This is a genomic window from Amycolatopsis sp. NPDC003676 (assembly GCF_053587275.1).
The window spans coordinates 105,558-120,918 of sequence record NZ_JBSFNS010000012.1; the positions used below are offsets into that span (position 1 = coordinate 105,558).

Annotated in this window: 17 protein-coding genes; 9 read left to right on the forward strand and 8 right to left on the reverse strand. The window is 68.8% G+C overall.

What is annotated here, in order from left to right; all coding sequences use genetic code 11:
- Position 1: 1 nt before the first annotated feature.
- From ACWDNU_RS10625 to ACWDNU_RS10635, 3 genes are all read right to left on the reverse strand, one after another.
- Positions 2-787, reverse strand: a complete 786-nt coding sequence (locus ACWDNU_RS10625; RefSeq protein ID WP_370940600.1) for a metal-dependent hydrolase — start codon at positions 785-787, stop codon at positions 2-4.
- Positions 788-949: 162 nt separating this feature from the next.
- Positions 950-1,303 (reverse strand): STAS domain-containing protein, encoded by a 354-nt coding sequence (locus ACWDNU_RS10630; protein ID WP_009086015.1) that lies wholly within the window; start codon positions 1,301-1,303, stop codon positions 950-952.
- Positions 1,304-1,523: 220 nt separating this feature from the next.
- On the reverse strand, positions 1,524-1,829 hold the full coding sequence (locus tag ACWDNU_RS10635; protein ID WP_009086013.1) for a WhiB family transcriptional regulator: 306 nt from the start codon (positions 1,827-1,829) through the stop codon (positions 1,524-1,526).
- 150 nt (positions 1,830-1,979) lie between these two features.
- Here ACWDNU_RS10635 and ACWDNU_RS10640 point away from each other — a divergent pair, with 150 nt between their 5' ends.
- From ACWDNU_RS10640 to ACWDNU_RS10650, 3 genes are all read left to right on the forward strand, one after another.
- Positions 1,980-2,396 carry an ATP-binding protein gene (locus ACWDNU_RS10640; protein ID WP_182893754.1) on the forward strand — a complete coding sequence of 139 codons (417 nt, stop codon included), beginning with the start codon at positions 1,980-1,982 and terminating at the stop codon, positions 2,394-2,396.
- A complete protein-coding gene (locus ACWDNU_RS10645) occupies positions 2,393-3,169 on the forward strand; it encodes a SigB/SigF/SigG family RNA polymerase sigma factor (protein WP_449668605.1) in 777 nt (258 codons plus the stop codon). The genes ACWDNU_RS10640 and ACWDNU_RS10645 overlap by 4 nt, the downstream gene beginning before the upstream one ends.
- 64 nt (positions 3,170-3,233) lie before the next feature.
- Positions 3,234-3,653, forward strand: a complete 420-nt coding sequence (locus ACWDNU_RS10650) for an ATP-binding protein (RefSeq protein WP_344287745.1) — start codon at positions 3,234-3,236, stop codon at positions 3,651-3,653.
- On the opposite strand, the gene ACWDNU_RS10655 is transcribed toward ACWDNU_RS10650, so the two are convergent.
- Positions 3,599-4,117 (reverse strand): hypothetical protein, encoded by a 519-nt coding sequence (locus ACWDNU_RS10655; RefSeq protein WP_449668606.1) that lies wholly within the window; start codon positions 4,115-4,117, stop codon positions 3,599-3,601. The two genes, ACWDNU_RS10650 and ACWDNU_RS10655, sit on opposite strands and share 55 nt — an antisense overlap.
- A gap of 124 nt (positions 4,118-4,241) precedes the next feature.
- Here ACWDNU_RS10655 and ACWDNU_RS10660 point away from each other — a divergent pair, with 124 nt between their 5' ends.
- Complete coding sequence (locus ACWDNU_RS10660) at positions 4,242-5,243, forward strand: helix-turn-helix domain-containing protein (RefSeq protein WP_370932496.1); 1,002 nt, start codon at positions 4,242-4,244, stop codon at positions 5,241-5,243.
- Between the two features lie 29 nt (positions 5,244-5,272).
- On the opposite strand, the gene ACWDNU_RS10665 is transcribed toward ACWDNU_RS10660, so the two are convergent.
- From ACWDNU_RS10665 to ACWDNU_RS10675, 3 genes are all read right to left on the reverse strand, one after another.
- Positions 5,273-8,986: a S8 family peptidase gene (locus ACWDNU_RS10665; RefSeq protein ID WP_449668607.1), complete on the reverse strand. Its 3,714-nt coding sequence runs from the start codon at positions 8,984-8,986 to the stop codon at positions 5,273-5,275.
- 86 nt (positions 8,987-9,072) lie between these two features.
- The gene (locus ACWDNU_RS10670) at positions 9,073-9,726 is read right to left on the reverse strand and encodes an alpha/beta fold hydrolase (RefSeq protein ID WP_449668608.1); all 654 of its coding nucleotides are present in this window, start codon (positions 9,724-9,726) and stop codon (positions 9,073-9,075) included.
- A 13-nt stretch (positions 9,727-9,739) separates the two neighbouring features.
- Positions 9,740-10,399 carry an HNH endonuclease family protein gene (locus tag ACWDNU_RS10675; RefSeq protein WP_370932499.1) on the reverse strand — a complete coding sequence of 220 codons (660 nt, stop codon included), beginning with the start codon at positions 10,397-10,399 and terminating at the stop codon, positions 9,740-9,742.
- Positions 10,400-10,640: 241 nt separating this feature from the next.
- Between ACWDNU_RS10675 and ACWDNU_RS10680 the strand changes: the two genes are divergently transcribed.
- The 5 genes from ACWDNU_RS10680 to ACWDNU_RS10700 all read left to right on the forward strand — a co-directional run bounded on the left by ACWDNU_RS10680 (position 10,641) and on the right by ACWDNU_RS10700 (position 14,412).
- On the forward strand, positions 10,641-11,678 hold the full coding sequence (locus ACWDNU_RS10680; protein ID WP_370932500.1) for a tetratricopeptide repeat protein: 1,038 nt from the start codon (positions 10,641-10,643) through the stop codon (positions 11,676-11,678).
- Positions 11,679-11,753: 75 nt separating this feature from the next.
- The gene (locus tag ACWDNU_RS10685; protein WP_370932501.1) at positions 11,754-12,644 is read left to right on the forward strand and encodes a hypothetical protein; all 891 of its coding nucleotides are present in this window, start codon (positions 11,754-11,756) and stop codon (positions 12,642-12,644) included.
- 9 nt (positions 12,645-12,653) lie between these two features.
- Positions 12,654-13,019, forward strand: coding sequence for a VOC family protein (locus ACWDNU_RS10690; protein WP_370932502.1), 366 nt, complete (start codon positions 12,654-12,656; stop codon positions 13,017-13,019).
- Between the two features lie 18 nt (positions 13,020-13,037).
- Entirely contained in the window at positions 13,038-13,574 is a 537-nt protein-coding gene (locus ACWDNU_RS10695; RefSeq protein WP_449668609.1) for a helix-turn-helix domain-containing protein, read from the forward strand.
- A gap of 58 nt (positions 13,575-13,632) precedes the next feature.
- A complete protein-coding gene (locus ACWDNU_RS10700; protein ID WP_449668610.1) occupies positions 13,633-14,412 on the forward strand; it encodes a class II aldolase/adducin family protein in 780 nt (259 codons plus the stop codon).
- Between the two features lie 7 nt (positions 14,413-14,419).
- On the opposite strand, the gene ppk2 is transcribed toward ACWDNU_RS10700, so the two are convergent.
- Positions 14,420-15,310, reverse strand: a complete 891-nt coding sequence (gene ppk2, locus ACWDNU_RS10705) for a polyphosphate kinase 2 (RefSeq protein WP_449668611.1) — start codon at positions 15,308-15,310, stop codon at positions 14,420-14,422.
- Positions 15,311-15,361: the final 51 nt, after the last annotated feature.

Consider the following 15,361-nt stretch of genomic DNA (forward strand, 5'->3'; position numbering starts at 1 on the left):
CTCACCGAGTCGCGGTCTGCGAAGCCCCAGGAGTGAACAAATGCTCCACCGTAGCCACCGTCCAATCCCACACCCCCGGCACCAGCAGCACCCCCACCAGCGCGAACACCGGGAACACCAGTCGCGTCTCCACCTTCTTCCCGGTGTGCAGCCGCAGCGGCTTCGGCGGGCGGAGTTCGTACCAGGTCTCCCCCGCGATCGGCAGCGGGAACAGGAACGGGCAGCCCGACTCGGTCAGCGAATCGCCGAGGCAGTGCACGAAACAGCCAGCCGCCACAGCCACCCCGAGCCAGCCGGAGATGTCCGCCAGCTGGGCCACCCGGTCGTCCGGTGCGGTGAAGTACCACCAGGCCACGGCACCGCCGTACGGCAGCAACAGCCAATCGCCTAGCGCGGCGACGGCGAGCAGGAGTCCGAACAACAGCACGCCCAGCACGGCCCAAGCTCCGCCAGCCGAACAGCCAGCGGAGGTAGCCGCGCCGAGGGCGACGGCGAACAGCAGGGTGTGCGAGAGGTGCCGGTGCGTGCCGGTCACCTTTTCGTCGCGCGGGCCCTTCGTCAGGGCGTATACGGCTGCGGACACCCGGCGCAGCAGCCAGGACAGCGCGCCGGTCAGCCAGCCGAACAGGCGGGTCGCGCTGGCGCTGGGATGGTCAAGGTCCGGCAGCAGCGCGAACCCGGCCGTGGTGGCCGCGAAGACCACCGCCTGGTGCACCGTGCCGACGCCGACCGCGGGTGCCAGGGCGAGCCCCGCGCACCAGCCGGTCAGGGCGTGCGTGCGCCCCATCATGATGGTTATCCCCCAGGTCGCGGATCACTTACTAATCCGGCCAAAAGTAGGCCGACCCCCGCCACGGCACGTAACCGTTGCTACGAAGCCATGAGGCCGTGGCTGTGGCCGGATTAGTAACGATCGGCACAGTGAAGTCCGCGCGACCGTATCGGGAGATCAGGCCGGAGGTTCCTCCGACACGCTCAGGTGTTCGGCCACGCCGGTGAGCTCGATCACCCGGCTCACCGCCGGGCTCGGCACGACCTCGAGTTCGACGTCCTGTTCCCCGGCCTGCCGCTGTGCGTGCAGGACGACGTTCAGCGCCGAAGAGTCGAAGAAGGTCACCCCGGTGAGGTCGGCCACGACGCGACGGGAATTCTTGTCCGCGATCAACCCGGCAAGAGCTTCCTGCAGCTGCGGGCTGGTGAGCAGATCGAGTTCACCCGTGACCACCACCCTCGGCTCGGCGGCCGCGGTGTCCAGCGTGATGCCGAATCCGGGCGGAGTGGCGTTCTGGTCGGCTGCGGGCATGCAGTTTCTCCTCGTCAGGCGCTGCTCCTGCGCCGGTACGCGCCTGTAGTACTCAAGCGGCAACCGTGTCACGGTCCCAAGCATCTGGAGACTCAACCCTAACCCAGTGGGTGACTGAGTCCGCGTCGGCACATGGCTACACCTTGGCGCGCGGGCGACCGGCGGACGCACAGCACCCCGCGCGCCGCAGGTGGGCGCGCGGGTCGTGGGGCAGGACGGGTCAGGCGGACACCGTCTTGCGCTTCGCTCGCCGTTCGCGCATGAACAGCTCGCGGCGCTCGATCTCGCCGAGCCCGCCCCAGATTCCGTACGGCTCTTCGACGGTCATCGCGTGCTTGCGGCACTGCGCCAGCACCGGGCAGGTGTGGCAGATCGCCTTCGCGCGGGACTCGCGGCGCTCGCGCGCGGAGCCGCGCTCATTGTCGGTATGGAAGAACAGGCTGCTGTCCGCGCCTCGGCACGAGCCTTGAAGCTGCCACTCCCACTCCTCGGCCACCACGTTGGGCAGTCGGCTCACGTCAGCCATGTCGTCCCCACCTTTCCCGGGATCAGCACTCGACCGCTACATGCCCGCCGGTCGCGGCGGTCAAACCCGGGTTTGGTTTGCTCACCCCCCGGGCATGTGGCAGACCGGGCACGAAAGACTGGCGCGGCACGCCGGAGAGAGGAACAGCACGTGGAGGAGAACGCCCCGCTCGAGCGCGAGGACGCACAGCTCATCGAGGTGCGGACGGCGGCTATCCCGCACGTGGTGCCCACCCTGCGCACCATCGTCGCCGACATCGCCATGCGGCAGGACTTCGACCTGGACGCGGTCGAGGATCTGCGGATGGCCGTGGACGAGGCCTGTTCGATGCTGCTGCCCTCGGCCGCCGACGGCAAGCTGACCTGCGTGTTCTCCTGGCTGGAGGGCCGGATCGAGGTCACTGTGTCGGTGGTCTCCGACCGCGCCGACCACGGCGACGAGACCGGGCTGTCCTGGCAGCTGCTGACCGCGCTCGCGACGTCGGCGCGGCGCACCGTGACCCCGGCCAACGGCCGGTACCTCTCCCGGGTGCAACTGGTCCGGGAGAGTGAGGCGGCCAGCTCGTGACGAACCCCGCCGGCGGCGACAAGCCCACCGACGTGGCGGCACTGTTCCACGAGCTGACGCAGCTGCCCGACCGTTCGCCCCGCCGCGAGGAGATCCGGGACCAGCTGGTGCGCGAGCATCTCGAACTGGCGCGCAATCTCGCCCGGAAGTTCCGCAACCGCGACGAGGCGATGGACGACCTCGTGCAGATCGCGACCGTCGGCCTCATCCACGCGGTGGACCGCTACGACCCCGGGCAGGGCACCGACTTCCTGGCCTTCGCGGTGCCGACGATCTCCGGCGAACTGCGCCACCACTTCCGCGACAACAGCTGGTCGGTCCGGGTGCCGAGACGGCTCAAGGAACTCAACGCGACGATCTCGGCCGCGCGCGAGGAGCTGACCGTGCGGCTGTCCCGCGCGCCGAAGCCCAGTGAGATCGCGCGCCATCTCGGGGTGCCGATCGAGGACGTCTACGAGGGCCTGCGGGCCGGTCAGGGCCGGTACGGGGCCTCGCTGGACAACCTGCTGGAGAACTCCGCGCACACGCGCTTCGGCGCGCCGGACGCGAACCTCGGCCAGGCCGAACTGCGCGAGGCGCTGCGGCCGATGCTGGACAGTTTGCCCGAGCGCGAGCGCAAGATCGTGGCGTTGCGGTTCGGGTCCGGGATGAGCCAGTCGGACATCGCGCGCCGCGTCGGGGTTTCCCAGATGCAGGTGTCCCGATTGCTGGCGGCGACGCTGAAAAAGCTGCGTACCGGACTGGCCGAGACTGACATCACCGAGGGCACCTGATTCGCCTTCGGCCGAGTTGGGTAAACACCACATGCGAGCACAGCGGTCGGGAGGTGCGAAAGCCATGACGACGTCGAGGATGCCAACCAGGAGCACCGGGGCGGCCGCCGCCACCGTGCGCCTGGAGCTCCCGGACGACGTCACCGCGCCCGCTATCGCGCGAGCCCAGGTTCGCGCCGCGCTCGCCCAGCTCGACGTTCCCGCCCAGGTGCGCGACGACGTGCTGCTGGCGACGTCCGAACTCGTCACCAACGCCTTCGAGCACGGCGACCGGCCGGACCGGCTCGAACTCCGCCTTGAGCACGGCGAGCTGATGGTGCGGGTCTTCGACACTTCCGCCTCCATTCCGCAGCTGAAAGAACCGGTCGCCCCGTCCGCGGCGCGCAGCCGGGGACTGATGCTGGTGCGCGCGCTGTCCCGGCGCTGGGGTTACGACCCGGCCGAGGGCGGCAAGTGCGTCTGGGCGGCGTTCGGCCTCGGCTGACGACGCCTGCACACCACGAGTCCGGCCGCGCCGAGCGCGCCCAATCCGACGCCGAGCCAGCCCGCGATCATCCGCGGCCGTTCGGCCGCCGCGCAGCCGTCCTCGCCGTGCGCCTCGGCGATCAGCCAGCCTTCCGGAGCGCTGAGCGCCGTGCCGCAGCCGATCCGGACGCTCGTGGTGTCCATCGGCGGATCGCCTTGGCCGAACATATTCGCCGGGAGCCCCAGCATCTGGTCGCTTCGCGTTCCGTAGATCGTCTGGACGCCGGCGGGGTTTCCGTTGCCGTCGAGGTAATAAAGGGCAGTCACCGGCAGCAGGAAGAACACGATCCCGGCGACGAAGGCCGCCGCGCTGGCGAGCCCGATCCACAGCGCCGGACGCCGGGCGAGGGCTAGCCGCGGTTCGCCGGGAAAGGCCCGGTGAGCAGGGCCGAGAGGCGGCGTGGGGCGGGGATCTTCGGTCATCGTCGTGCCTCCTGATCGGGAGTTGCCGACCCGGTTGTAGTCCGGTCCGCCGGGACGGGTCCCGAGGCGGCGCTGTCCGGTTTTGTCTCGTTCGCTCCCGTTGCCGGTGCCTTACGCTCGCCGGATGCTGGACGCAATCGGGGTGACTGGGGACGAGGAGCGGGTCTACCGGCTCCTCGTCGGGATGTTCGACGCCGGACCGCGTCAGGTGGCCGAGCAGCTCGGGCTCAGCCCGGCGCAGGTGTCGGCGATCCTGCGTTCGCTGCACGCCAAGGGGCTGGTCAGCCTGGTCGCCGGGGACGAGCCGAAGTACGCGCCGTCGCCGCCGGACGTCGCGTTCGGGCCGTTGCTGATGCGCGGGCAGGAATCGCTGGAGTGGGCGCGCACCGCGGTGAGCCGGATGGCCGAGGAGTACCGCGGGGGCGCGCGGCGCCGCGACGCGACGCAACTGGTCGAGGTGATCACCGGGAGCGCGGCGATCCGGCAGCAGCTGACGAACATCCAGGTCGGCGCCCGGCACGAACTGCTGTGGTTCTGCCGGGCCGGGCACATCGCGATGGCGTCCGGCGAGAACGCCGACGAGTACGACGCGCTCGCCCGCGGCGTGCGGTACCGGGTCGTCTACGAGCGGGCGATGCTGGAAGAGCCCGGCATGATCGAGAACGTCGCGCACGGGATCCGGCACGGCGAGGAGGCGCGGTCCTCGACCGTGGTGCCGGTGCGGCTGGCGATCGCCGACGGCACCATCGCGTTGTGCCCGCTGGTGCAGAACCTCGACGGCTCCGGCGAACCGACCGCCGCGCTGATCCGCGACAGCAGCCTGCTGGCCGCGCTGATCGCGTTGTTCGAGAGCTACTGGGAACGCGCGTGGCCGTTGCGCGCGGACGGGACTCCGCAGGACGCTCCCGGCGGCGCCGGGCCGGATCGGGACGAGCTGCATCTGTTGTCGTTGCTGGTCGCCGGGGTCACCGACAAGGCGATCGCGACGCGGCTCGCGGTCAGCCAGCGGACTGTGCAGCGCCGGATCCACGACCTGATGTCCCGGATGAACGTGCAGACCCGGATGCAGCTGGCGTGGGAGGTCAGCCGGCAGGGCTGGCTCGACGAGCCTGCGGCAGCCGGATAACCGCGAGGGGTTATCCGGCTGCCTCTTTCTCAGGAGAGCCCGTAGGCCCGGATTACCGTCTGCTGCACCGCGTTCCCGTCGGCGTCGGACCCGTGCACGCGCAGGGAGACGAAGCCGTTGGTCCGGTCCAGCCGCGGATGGTCGACCACGGCGCGGAAACGGCCGTCGCCGATGCTGTCCATCCGCTTGACGTTCGTCCACGTGCGACCGTCGTCATAGGACACTTCGACGGTCAGCCGCGGATTCTTCGGCGCTGCCATGCCGTCCTGGTTGCGGACGGTGAACTCGACCGGAAGCGAGCGCCCGGCGCGCGCCTTCTGCGTCAGGTCGGTCTGCACGCCGTAATCCACCTGCAGCAACGGAAGCAGGTCCGTTTTGCCTTCGGCGGGCCGCTTCGACCCGAAGGTCCACGACGTTTCGGTGTGCGTGCCGTACGCCCAGTCCGGAGAGGTCTTGGTCAGCGACAGATCGAGCCGGTACTTCGCCGGGTCCGCCGAAGCGGGGAACTTGCCCCACGCCGCCGGGCCTTCCTTGACGAGCTTTCCGTCCTGGTAAAGCTTCGCGCTCACCTGGTCCGGCTCGTCGTCCCAGCCCGATTCGGAAAACGCGTAGTGCGAGGTTTCCGGATCGGCGAACTCGGGGATGCGGAAGGCGAAAGTGTCGCCGGTGCGCGACGTTTCCAGTCCCGCGCCGCGCGGGATCGCCGGGCGGACCACTGGCGCGTACCAGTTTTCCGTCGCCCGCTGCCCGGCCTTGAAGGTGTGCGGCTGTTCGAGCATGCCGACCGCGAGCGGCTGGAAAGTGTCCCAGCTGAGTTTGTTGTTCACGCGGTGCTGCCAGATCGTCTCGTCGGTCGAAACGATTTCCTCGCGAGCCGTTCCGGTGTGCGCGTACCGCTGATACTGGTTGATCGCGGTCTTTTCCCAAGGCCGCCACCCGAACCGCTGCTCGGAAAGCCACTCGTCCTTGCCGGTCGCCCGGTAATTCGCGGTGACCGTCGCGCTGTTGCGGTCGCTGACCTGATAGACGATCTTCTGCGGAATCTGGTCGTGCGTCACCTGCATGATGTCGTACAGGTACGGGCTCACCGGCGTGCCCTGCAGGAACATGCTGGTGAAGCCGTATTTGGCGCGGTCAGCCAGCTTCATGCCCTGTTCGTTCGTGATCAGCACGGCGGGAATCGGCAGGCGATCGCCGCGCGGCTGCCAATGCCCGTACGTGTGCTCGTCGGGCAGGCTGACGACCATCACCATCGCGGCACCCGCGGCAGCGGCCTGTTTCGCCGCGGTATCCGGGTTGGTGCCGTCCTTCGCCGGGGTCACCAACGCGATTTTCCCGCGCGCCTTGGCGTATTGCTCCGGTTTGTCGGCAGCGACCGGAACGACGTCCAGCCACTTGAACCCGGAAATCGCCGGGGACGACGCGTAGTAGAACAGTTCGGTTTTGACGCCGAGCCACGGCAACGTGGTCGCGGTCAGCATCGGTGCGGTGAGCTGCCACCGGGTGCCGAATTCGAACGTCCCGTTCTTGACCTTCTCCGTCGGCGTCACGTAGATGTGCCGGACGCCGGGGAATTCCATGACATAGTTCGAGATCTTGCGCGAGCCGAATTCGCGGTGCGCGTAGCTGCTGATGATGTTTTCCAGCGTCGACGGCCGCGGCGTCTTGATCTCGACCGGCACCGCGCTCCGTGCGTCCATCACCAGGTTCAGGTCCCCGGTCAGGGAGAACTCGGGCTTGAGCACGATCGCGATTTCCTCGTCCGGAGCCAGTCCGGTGTGGAACATCGCGCGGGCGTAGTAGGTGCCCTCCGGGAGTTCGGTGACGAACGGATGGCCGCTGAAGACGTCGCCGACGATGTCGTAGCGCATGTCGTCGCCGAAGATCTGGATGTCCATCGGATGCGCCTGACCGTCGCGGCCGATGCCGGTGACGGTCACCTTGTGCTTCGGCGGTTCCTTCACCAGACCGACCGTCGTGTGCACCGAACCGACGAGAACGCTGCCGGTGTAGTTGCCCGCCACCAGGGCGGCCGAGTCGACGCTGATCGCGACTGTCGCGGTTCCGTTGGCCGGAACCTCCACAGTGGACTTGTCGAGCTTCACCGCGGCACCCGGCGTGGCACCGTCGCCACGACGCAAGTCGAGCTTCGGGCTGATGGTGACCGGTGCGGAAGTCGTGTTGGTGTAAGTGATTTCCTTGCGCACCGGTCCGCTGTCGTTGGTGACCGGGCCGAGGTTCAGCGTGCCGGTCGCGAAGACTCCGGGATGCACTGCCGCAGCTGCGACGTCTACCCGGCCGCCACCCTGCTGAAAGGCATTAAGCCCCGCAGAAGGTTTCGACGTACTGGCCAAGCCATCCTTGAGCTGCTGCGCGGTCCATTGTGGATACCGCTGCGCCAGGATCGCTGCCGCACCAGCAACATGCGGCGTCGCCATCGACGTGCCAGACGCTGCGGTGTAGTACTGGTCCACCACCTCGCCGAGCGAAGTACCAGCCGCGCGCGCCGCGACGATTCCCACGCCAGGCGCGGTGATGTCCGGCTTCACGGCCTGGTCACCCTGCCGCGGACCCATGCTGGAGAACGGAGCCAGTTCGTCCTTGCGGTCCACCGCACCGACGGTCAGCGCGGCGTCCGCGGTGCCCGGCGTGCCGATGGTCGACGCGCCGTTCTGGCCGTCGTTGCCCGCGGCGACCACGAACAGCGCGCCGGTGCGGGCGGTGAGTTCGTTGAGGCCGACGCTGAGATCGTCCGTGCCGTCGGTCGCGCCGCCGCCGAGGCTCATGTTGATCACCTTGGCGCCGGAGTTCGCGGCCCACTCCATCCCTTGCAGGACTTCGGAAGACGAGGCCGTGCCGTCGTCGCCGAGCACCTTGCCGACGTACAGCTTCGCGCCCGGAGCCGCGCCCTTGCGCGTGCCGCCCGCGGCCGCGCCGCTGCCCGCGATGGTCGCCGCGACGTGCGTGCCGTGGCCGAACCGGTCGACGACGTCCGGGCTGGTCGAGAAGTTCTCCGCCTTCGCGACCTTGCCCGCGAGATCCGGGTGGTTGGGGTCGTAGCCGGTGTCGAGCACGGCCACCGCGACGCCGGAGCCGTCGAACCCGGCCGCCCACGCCTCCGGCGCCCCGATCTGCGGGACACTGCGATCGAGCGACGCGTGCACCTTGCGGTCCAGCGTAATCCGTTCCACCGCACCGGAAGCGGCGCGCGGACCGGTGAAGGACTGCCAAAACTCGCCGGCGCGCTTCTTGTCTTCCCGCAGCGCGCGGCCGTTCACGCTGGGCAGTTCGGCACCCTGCGTGGTGGCGGCGAACGTCGGCGCGGCAGCGATCGAGACGCCCTTGGCGTAGTGCGCGATCATGGGCACCGTCGGGCTCGACTCGTCGGCGTAGCCCTGCGCGATCAGGTCGGTGACGTTGAACAGGGCTTTGTCGAGGCGCTTGGCCGCCACGAGCGACACCGCGTCGGCCGGGATGACCTGCAGCTTTCCGTCCACTTCGGACTGCGTGAAGCGGATGTTCTCCCGCCCCTTGCCCGGCCGGACGGTCGCGATCTGCCGTCCGCCTTGGACGCCTTCGACTTGCACGACGTCACCGGTGAGCAAGGTGACCGTGTGCCGCTCACCGGGACCAGGCGCCGGTGAACCGCTCGCAGGCTCGGCCGCCGCGGGCACCGCCTGGCCGAGTGTCGCGACCAGTGCGCCCGTGCAGCCGAGAGTGATGGCTCGTGATCTCCACGTCATCGCACAAGATTCGGGGCGATCCGGGGTTCACGTCACTACCTCTCGGTGTCGCGGTTGTGACATGTCGCAACTGGGACAACGCCTGGTTAGCCAGCCACTGTCGCGTAATAGGCCATTAGGCGGTCCGCCAGTTCGTCCGGACGGCTCAGCAGCGCGAGATGGGATCCGGCCATCTCGTCCGCTTCGATCCCCAGCCGCTCGCGCGCGACGCGGCGCAGCAGATCGGCGGAGAAGAACCGGTCGTCGCGGAAGAGCAGGACTTTCGTTGGCACGTCCGGCATCCGCTCGCCCGGCCACGCCGCGCTGTACTCGGCGCTGTTCTGATCCCGGCCGCGCCGCTCGTTCTCCGCCGCCAGGTCGGCCGGGAGGTCCGCCATGAACTGCTCGGTGACGCTCAGCCCCTCGGCCGACTCGAAACCGACGTTGCCCCACCACTCCCCGGGAGCCTCGCCCGGCGCGGGCACCATCCCGGCGACGAACACGAGAAGCCGCGCGCCGACCCGTTCCGCCACGAGCGGCGCGGTGAACCCGCCGTAGGAATGACCGACCACGACGACTTCCCGCGCATCGCCGATCGCCGCCACCACGGTGTCGGTGAAGTCAGCGAACGTGGCCTGCGGATTCTCGATCGGCAGGTCCGGGGCCACGACGTCGTGCCCGGACGCCTTGAGCCGCTCGGCGACCAGGTGCCAGTCCCAGCCGCTGCCGCCGCCCCCGTGGATCAGTGCGAAAGTCGCCATGCCGCCCAGCTTGTCACGCAGGGCAGCGCTTGAGCATGTCCTGCAGCGCGTTCTTCTCCATGTCGGTGATCGTCAGCCCGTAGAAGTGCTTCACGGTGACCCAGTCGGTCGCGTAGGTGCACCAGAACGACACCAGCGGCGGCTTCCACTCGTCCGGAGCCTTGTCGCTCTTCTGCCGGTTCACGCTCGCCGTCACCGCGAACAGCTGCGGGCGCGTGAGGTCGTTCGCGAACTGCTCGCGCTTCTCCTGCGTCCAGTCGCGCGCGCCGCTCACCCATGCCTGGCCGAGCGGGACCATGTGGTCGATGTCGAGCTGAGTCGCCTTGGTCCAGGTCTGGCCGTCGTACACGCTGAGCCACGTGCCCGCCGTCGGCTTGCAGTCGCTGCCCGCCTTGACGTCCTTGCCCGCGCGCTTGAGGACGACCTCGCGGGTGTCGCAGCTGTCGCCCTGGCTGTCCCAGTGCTTGAACTTGTCCCGCGAATAGCCGGTCATGTTGCCGCGGGCGCTGATTTTCAGTTCGGACAGCTGCTTCGTCGCGTCCGCCGCCGACGCCGGTGCGGCCTCGGACTTCGTGTCGCCGACTTCGCGCTGGCCGTACCAAAACCCGACGACAGCGATGAGCAGCACGACCGCGAGCAGCACGGTGCGCTTGGTGGGGAAAGGCCGGGCCATGGTGCGCGGGATCCTCTCGGGCGGGGAGTTCGGGGAGCCGGAGTATGCCTGTCGCCGGGCCGGTAATCGCGCAGACACTCTCGGCAGCGCCCGGGGCGTGGCAAGGACCACGTCGGACCAGTTGTTGGCCGCCAACGAAAAAGCCCAGATCAGCGGGGGTGGATAACGCTCCCGAAGGTGTCACGTCCGCGACGGGCGAAACGACTGTAGTGACAGGGGGCCGGAAGGGAGCGGGTCCGAGATGCCCGGGCGGCTGCGGAAGTGGAACACACGCGTCGACGACTACCTGCGCCGGAAGGCAGCGGAGGGCGGCAACGTCGTCGCGATGACGCGCGTCGCCGCTGACCTGCGCGAACGTGGCGATTCAGCGGAGGCCGAGGAGTGGTACCGCCGGGCCGCCTCCGGCGGTGACCGGATCGCCATGACCGCGCTGGCGCACCTGCTGGCCGAACGCGGCGCTGAGGACGAAGCCGCCCGCTGGTACCACGAAGCCGCGCAAGCCGGTGAGCCGCACGGAATGCTCGGATACGCACGGACCTGCGAAAACCAGGGTCACCTCAACGACGCCGAGCGCTGGTACGCCGCCGCGTTCCAAGCCGGTGCGACGGAAGCGGCCGGGCTGCTCGGCCACCTGCTTGTCGAAGACGGCCGGTACTCCGACGCCGAAGGCTGGTGCCGCAGCGCCGCGGAAGACGGCGACTCGACGGCGATGCTCGACCTCGGCCTGGTCCTGCGAGAACTCGGCGCGCCCGACGAGATGGCGCACTGGTGGCGGGCCGCGGCGGACGCGGGCGAACTCTCCGCGACCTGCCTGCTGGGCCGGGAAGCCGAACGGGCCAACCGGGAAGGCGACGCCGAGCGGTGGTTCCGTCGCGGCGCGAAGGGCGGCCACGTCGAGGCGAAGGTGCGGCTGGGGTTGCTGCTGCATCGCCGGGGCGACCTCGAAGAGGCGGAGAACTGGTACCTCGAAGCCGCCGAGGCGGGCGACGCGGCGGCGATGACCAACCTCGGCGTCCTCGCCCGCAACCGCCGCGACGACGGCGAGGCCGCGGCCTGGTACCGCAAGGCCGCCGAGCACGGCAGCATCCCCGCGCTCACCAACCTGGGACATCTCGCCGAATCCCGCAGCGACCTGGCACAGGCCGAACGCTGCTTCCGGGTCGCCGCGGAGACCGGCGACGTGCAGGGAATGCTGAGCCTGACCCGGATGCTGCGCGCCCGCGGCGCGACCGCCGAAGCCGACCACTGGCAGGCCCTCGCCGCTGACCGTCCACAGTAGACACAAGTTTCTCGGGGTCGATCTCCGGGATCTTCCCGGATGTTCCCCGGCACCGGCGCGGCTAGCGTCGATCGAGTGTTCAGACGCGTGCTTCTCGCCATCCTCGCCGGTATCGCGGTGTTCCTGGTGCCGTGGACCGTCTACCTCGGACTGACCCTGCCCGAGCACTTCGACACGAGCCAGTGGCGAGTCGCCTGGGTCGGCTTCGACATCGTGCTGCTGCTGTGTTTCGCCGCGTCCGTACTGCTCGGGATGCGCCGCAGCCGCGCCGCGGTGCCGATGCTGGCCGCGACCGCCGCGCTGCTGTGCTGCGACGCCTGGTTCGACGTCGTCCTCGACTGGGGCGGCTCCGACCAATGGGCCAGCCTCGGCACCGCGCTGCTCGCGGAACTGCCGATCGCGGTGTTCCTGATGCTGCGGGCACGCGCTCTGCTCGCCGGCAACGCACGACCGCGGCCGCTGACCATGAACGACATCACGGTGCGCACGAACCCGAACTACCAGCGGTTGCTTCGCCTGATGCCCGCCACTTCGGCCGAACTGCGCGCGGAGCTCCCCTCGATCGACGTCCCGGCCGCGCTGCTCACCCTGACCCACGCCGGGTACACGCGACGTGCCCGCGACGGTCGCTGGCAGTCCGTCCCGCAGAGCACGAACGAGGCGAAGCTGGAGGACTATCCCGAGGAGGACCGGCCGAAGCTGGCCGCCTACCTGGACGCGAAGTACGACCACGAAGTGCGCTTGATGGCCTGGGCCGTCGAACACCGCGACACCTTCGACGACTGGACCGCCGGGAGCCGCGCCGGGATGCGGATGAGCTACAAGGACTTGAAGGACTTCGAGGCGGAGTACCTGGAACTGGTGCACCGCTACGCCGCCCGCAAGCCCGGGCCGTCCGACGAAGCGCGTGATCTGGCCGTGCGGTTCTACGCTTTCCCGGAACCGAAACCCGCTGAGCTGGCGTAGTTTCGAGGCATGATCCATCACGTGCAGGTCGCCTGCCCAGCGGGCGCGGAGGACGACGAACGCGCGTTCTATACCGGCGTACTCGGCTGGCCGGAGCTGCCGAAGCCGCCACTACTGGCCGCACGCGGCGGTTGCTGGTTCCAGGTTCCGGGCGTCGGCGGCCCGGACGGCGAACTGCACGTGGGCGTCGAGGCGGATTTCCGTCCGGCGCTCAAGGCGCACCCGGCTTTCGTGGTCGACGTGGACGCCACAGCTGCCGCGATCGAAGCCTCCGGACGGCCTGTGACCTGGGCCGATCCGGCGGAAATCCCCGGCAGGCGGCGGTTCCACACCTTCGACCCGGTCGGCAACCGGCTGGAGTTCCTCGCCGGCTGAGCCGCTTACAGTGTGGGGATGAGCCAGGAGGCGGAAGAAGCCGAACAGCGGATCACGCGACGCCTTCGTGAGCTTCGCCTGGAGCGCGGGCTCACGCTGGAGAAGGTCGCCGCCGCCGCGGACATCACCCCTGGCTACCTGTCTCGCGTCGAGAGCGGACAGCGTGTGCCCAGCCTCGGCACGCTCGTGGTGCTCGCGCGGGTGCTGGACGTCAGCGTCGCCGATCTGGCCGCTTCCGAGGAGCGCCGGTCGCCGATCGTCCGACGCGCGGACGCCGTCACGTACGGCACCAGCGGCGCGTCCTTGACCCACCTGTCCCCGCCGTCGTCCGGCGTTGAGGCAACCCTGGTGACCCTGCGCGGCAAATCCGTCCCTCCGCGCCCGACCCAGCACCGCGGCGAGGAGTGGCTGCACGTGGTCAGCGGCCAGCTCGAACTGACCCTGTCCGGCGAAACCCACCTGCTCGCGGCCGGTGATTCGGCCCAGTTCCCCGGCACCACTGAGCACACCCTGCGGGGCGCACCCGACGCGGAAGTGCTCGTCGTCATCGCTTGACACTCATTGTGTCTCAGGGGCACTCTGATTGCCAGACAGGCAACAGTGGGAGATGCTGATGACCGACGCCCCGGTAGCCGAACTCGACCTCGACACCCTGCCCGAACAGCTGGATTCCGTCGCCGCCGAACGAGCGCAGCGCAAACGCCAGCTCGCCGTCGCCTTCCGCCTGTTCGCCCGGTACGGGTTCGACGAGGGCATCGCCGGGCACCTCACCGCGCGCGATCCCGAGTTCCCGAACCGGTTCTGGGTCAACCCGTACGCGGTGCACTTCTCCCGGATCAAGGTCAGCGACCTGCTTCTCCTTGACGAGAAGGGAAAAGTGGTCGAAGGAACGCGGCGCACGAACAAGGCCGCGTTCGCGATCCACTCGACCATCCACGAAGCCCGCGAGGACGTCGTCGCCGTCGCGCATGCCCACACGATCCACGGCCGCGCCTGGTCGGCGTTGAATCGTTTGCTGGACCCGATTGTCCAGGAATCCTGCGCCTTCTACGAAAATCACGTGCTTTTCGACGAGTACAAAGGCCTGGTCCTGGAGCGCGACGAAGGCGTCCGCATCGCCGCGCGGCTCGGGTCGAAACGCGCCGCGATCCTTCGCCACCACGGATTGCTGACCGTCGGACGCAGCGTCGGCGAGGCGGCGTGGTGGTTCATCACGATGGAACGCGCCTGCCAGATGCAACTCCTCGCCGAAGCCGCGGGCACGCCGCGCGTCATGACCGCCGAGGAAGCCACGCTCGCCGCCCGCCAGTTCGGCAGCGCGAACATGGCGCGCAACAACTTCCGCTTGCTGGAGGACCTGATCGTCGAACAGGAACCGGACGTGCTGGACTGATCCGGGTTCAGTCGCCGACCGCGTCCCGCCCGCGCTTCACAATCAGCGGATCCGGCGCCCCGACCACGTTCGCGTCCTTGCCCTCATACTCGAACCGCGACAGGAAATAGCGCATCGCGTTGATCCGCGCGCGTTTCTTGTCGTTGCTCTTGATCGTGATCCACGGCGCGAGATCGTTGTCCGTGCGGAGGAACATCGCTTCCTTGGCCGCGGTGTAGTCGTCCCACTTGTCGAGCGACTGCAGGTCCATCGGAGACAGTTTCCACTGCCGCACCGGATCGACCTGGCGGATGATGAACCGCGTGCGCTGTTCGGCCTGGGTCACGGAAAACCAGAACTTCGTGACCGTGATCCCGCTCTCCACCAGCATTTCCTCGAACAGCGGCACCTGGTGCATGAACTGCTCGTACTGCTCCGGCGAGCAAAACCCCATCACCTGCTCGACCCCGGCCCGGTTGTACCAGGAGCGGTCGAACAACACCATCTCCCCCGCGGTCGGCAAATGCTGGACGTAGCGCTGGAAATACCACTGATGCGCTTCCCGGTCACTGGGTTTGGCGAGTGCGACCGTCCGAGCGTGGCGCGGGTTGAGGTGCTCCATGAACCGCTTGATGGTGCCGCCCTTGCCCGCCGCGTCGCGCCCCTCGAAGAGAATGACGTGCTTGCTGCCGGTCTCGCTGATCGAGTTCTGCAGCTTGAGCAGTTCGACCTGCAGCAGATATTTCGTCTCGTCGTACTCCTCGCGCGGCATGCGCTCGGCGTACGGATAGTTCTCCCGCCAGGTGTCGACCGCCTTGCCGAACGCGTCGATCAACACGGGATCGTCATCGTGATCCTCGCCGACCGAATGCCCGTCGATCTCGAGCCGATCGATGTACTCCCGCACGTCCCGCAACATGCGGCCGACCTTAAGCAGGACAGGTGAACGGGAGGTGTCCCGGCTCCGGCC

What these genes read in the sequence shown, in the direction of transcription:
- ACWDNU_RS10625 (WP_370940600.1), bottom strand. Translation starts at nt 787, where the DNA reads ATGGGGCGCACGCACGCCCTGACCGGCTGGTGCGCGGGGCTCGCCCTG.
- ACWDNU_RS10690 (WP_370932502.1), top strand. Translation starts at nt 12,654, where the DNA reads ATGATCCATCACGTGCAGGTCGCCTGCCCAGCGGGCGCGGAGGACGAC.
- ACWDNU_RS10660 (WP_370932496.1), top strand. Translation starts at nt 4,242, where the DNA reads ATGCTGGACGCAATCGGGGTGACTGGGGACGAGGAGCGGGTCTACCGG.
- ACWDNU_RS10650 (WP_344287745.1), top strand. Translation starts at nt 3,234, where the DNA reads ATGACGACGTCGAGGATGCCAACCAGGAGCACCGGGGCGGCCGCCGCC.
- ppk2 (WP_449668611.1), bottom strand. Translation starts at nt 15,310, where the DNA reads ATGTTGCGGGACGTGCGGGAGTACATCGATCGGCTCGAGATCGACGGG.
- ACWDNU_RS10655 (WP_449668606.1), bottom strand. Translation starts at nt 4,117, where the DNA reads ATGACCGAAGATCCCCGCCCCACGCCGCCTCTCGGCCCTGCTCACCGG.
- ACWDNU_RS10670 (WP_449668608.1), bottom strand. Translation starts at nt 9,726, where the DNA reads ATGGCGACTTTCGCACTGATCCACGGGGGCGGCGGCAGCGGCTGGGAC.
- ACWDNU_RS10680 (WP_370932500.1), top strand. Translation starts at nt 10,641, where the DNA reads ATGCCCGGGCGGCTGCGGAAGTGGAACACACGCGTCGACGACTACCTG.
- ACWDNU_RS10630 (WP_009086015.1), bottom strand. Translation starts at nt 1,303, where the DNA reads ATGCCCGCAGCCGACCAGAACGCCACTCCGCCCGGATTCGGCATCACG.
- ACWDNU_RS10700 (WP_449668610.1), top strand. Translation starts at nt 13,633, where the DNA reads ATGACCGACGCCCCGGTAGCCGAACTCGACCTCGACACCCTGCCCGAA.
- ACWDNU_RS10695 (WP_449668609.1), top strand. Translation starts at nt 13,038, where the DNA reads ATGAGCCAGGAGGCGGAAGAAGCCGAACAGCGGATCACGCGACGCCTT.
- ACWDNU_RS10635 (WP_009086013.1), bottom strand. Translation starts at nt 1,829, where the DNA reads ATGGCTGACGTGAGCCGACTGCCCAACGTGGTGGCCGAGGAGTGGGAG.
- ACWDNU_RS10675 (WP_370932499.1), bottom strand. Translation starts at nt 10,399, where the DNA reads ATGGCCCGGCCTTTCCCCACCAAGCGCACCGTGCTGCTCGCGGTCGTG.
- ACWDNU_RS10665 (WP_449668607.1), bottom strand. Translation starts at nt 8,986, where the DNA reads ATGACGTGGAGATCACGAGCCATCACTCTCGGCTGCACGGGCGCACTG.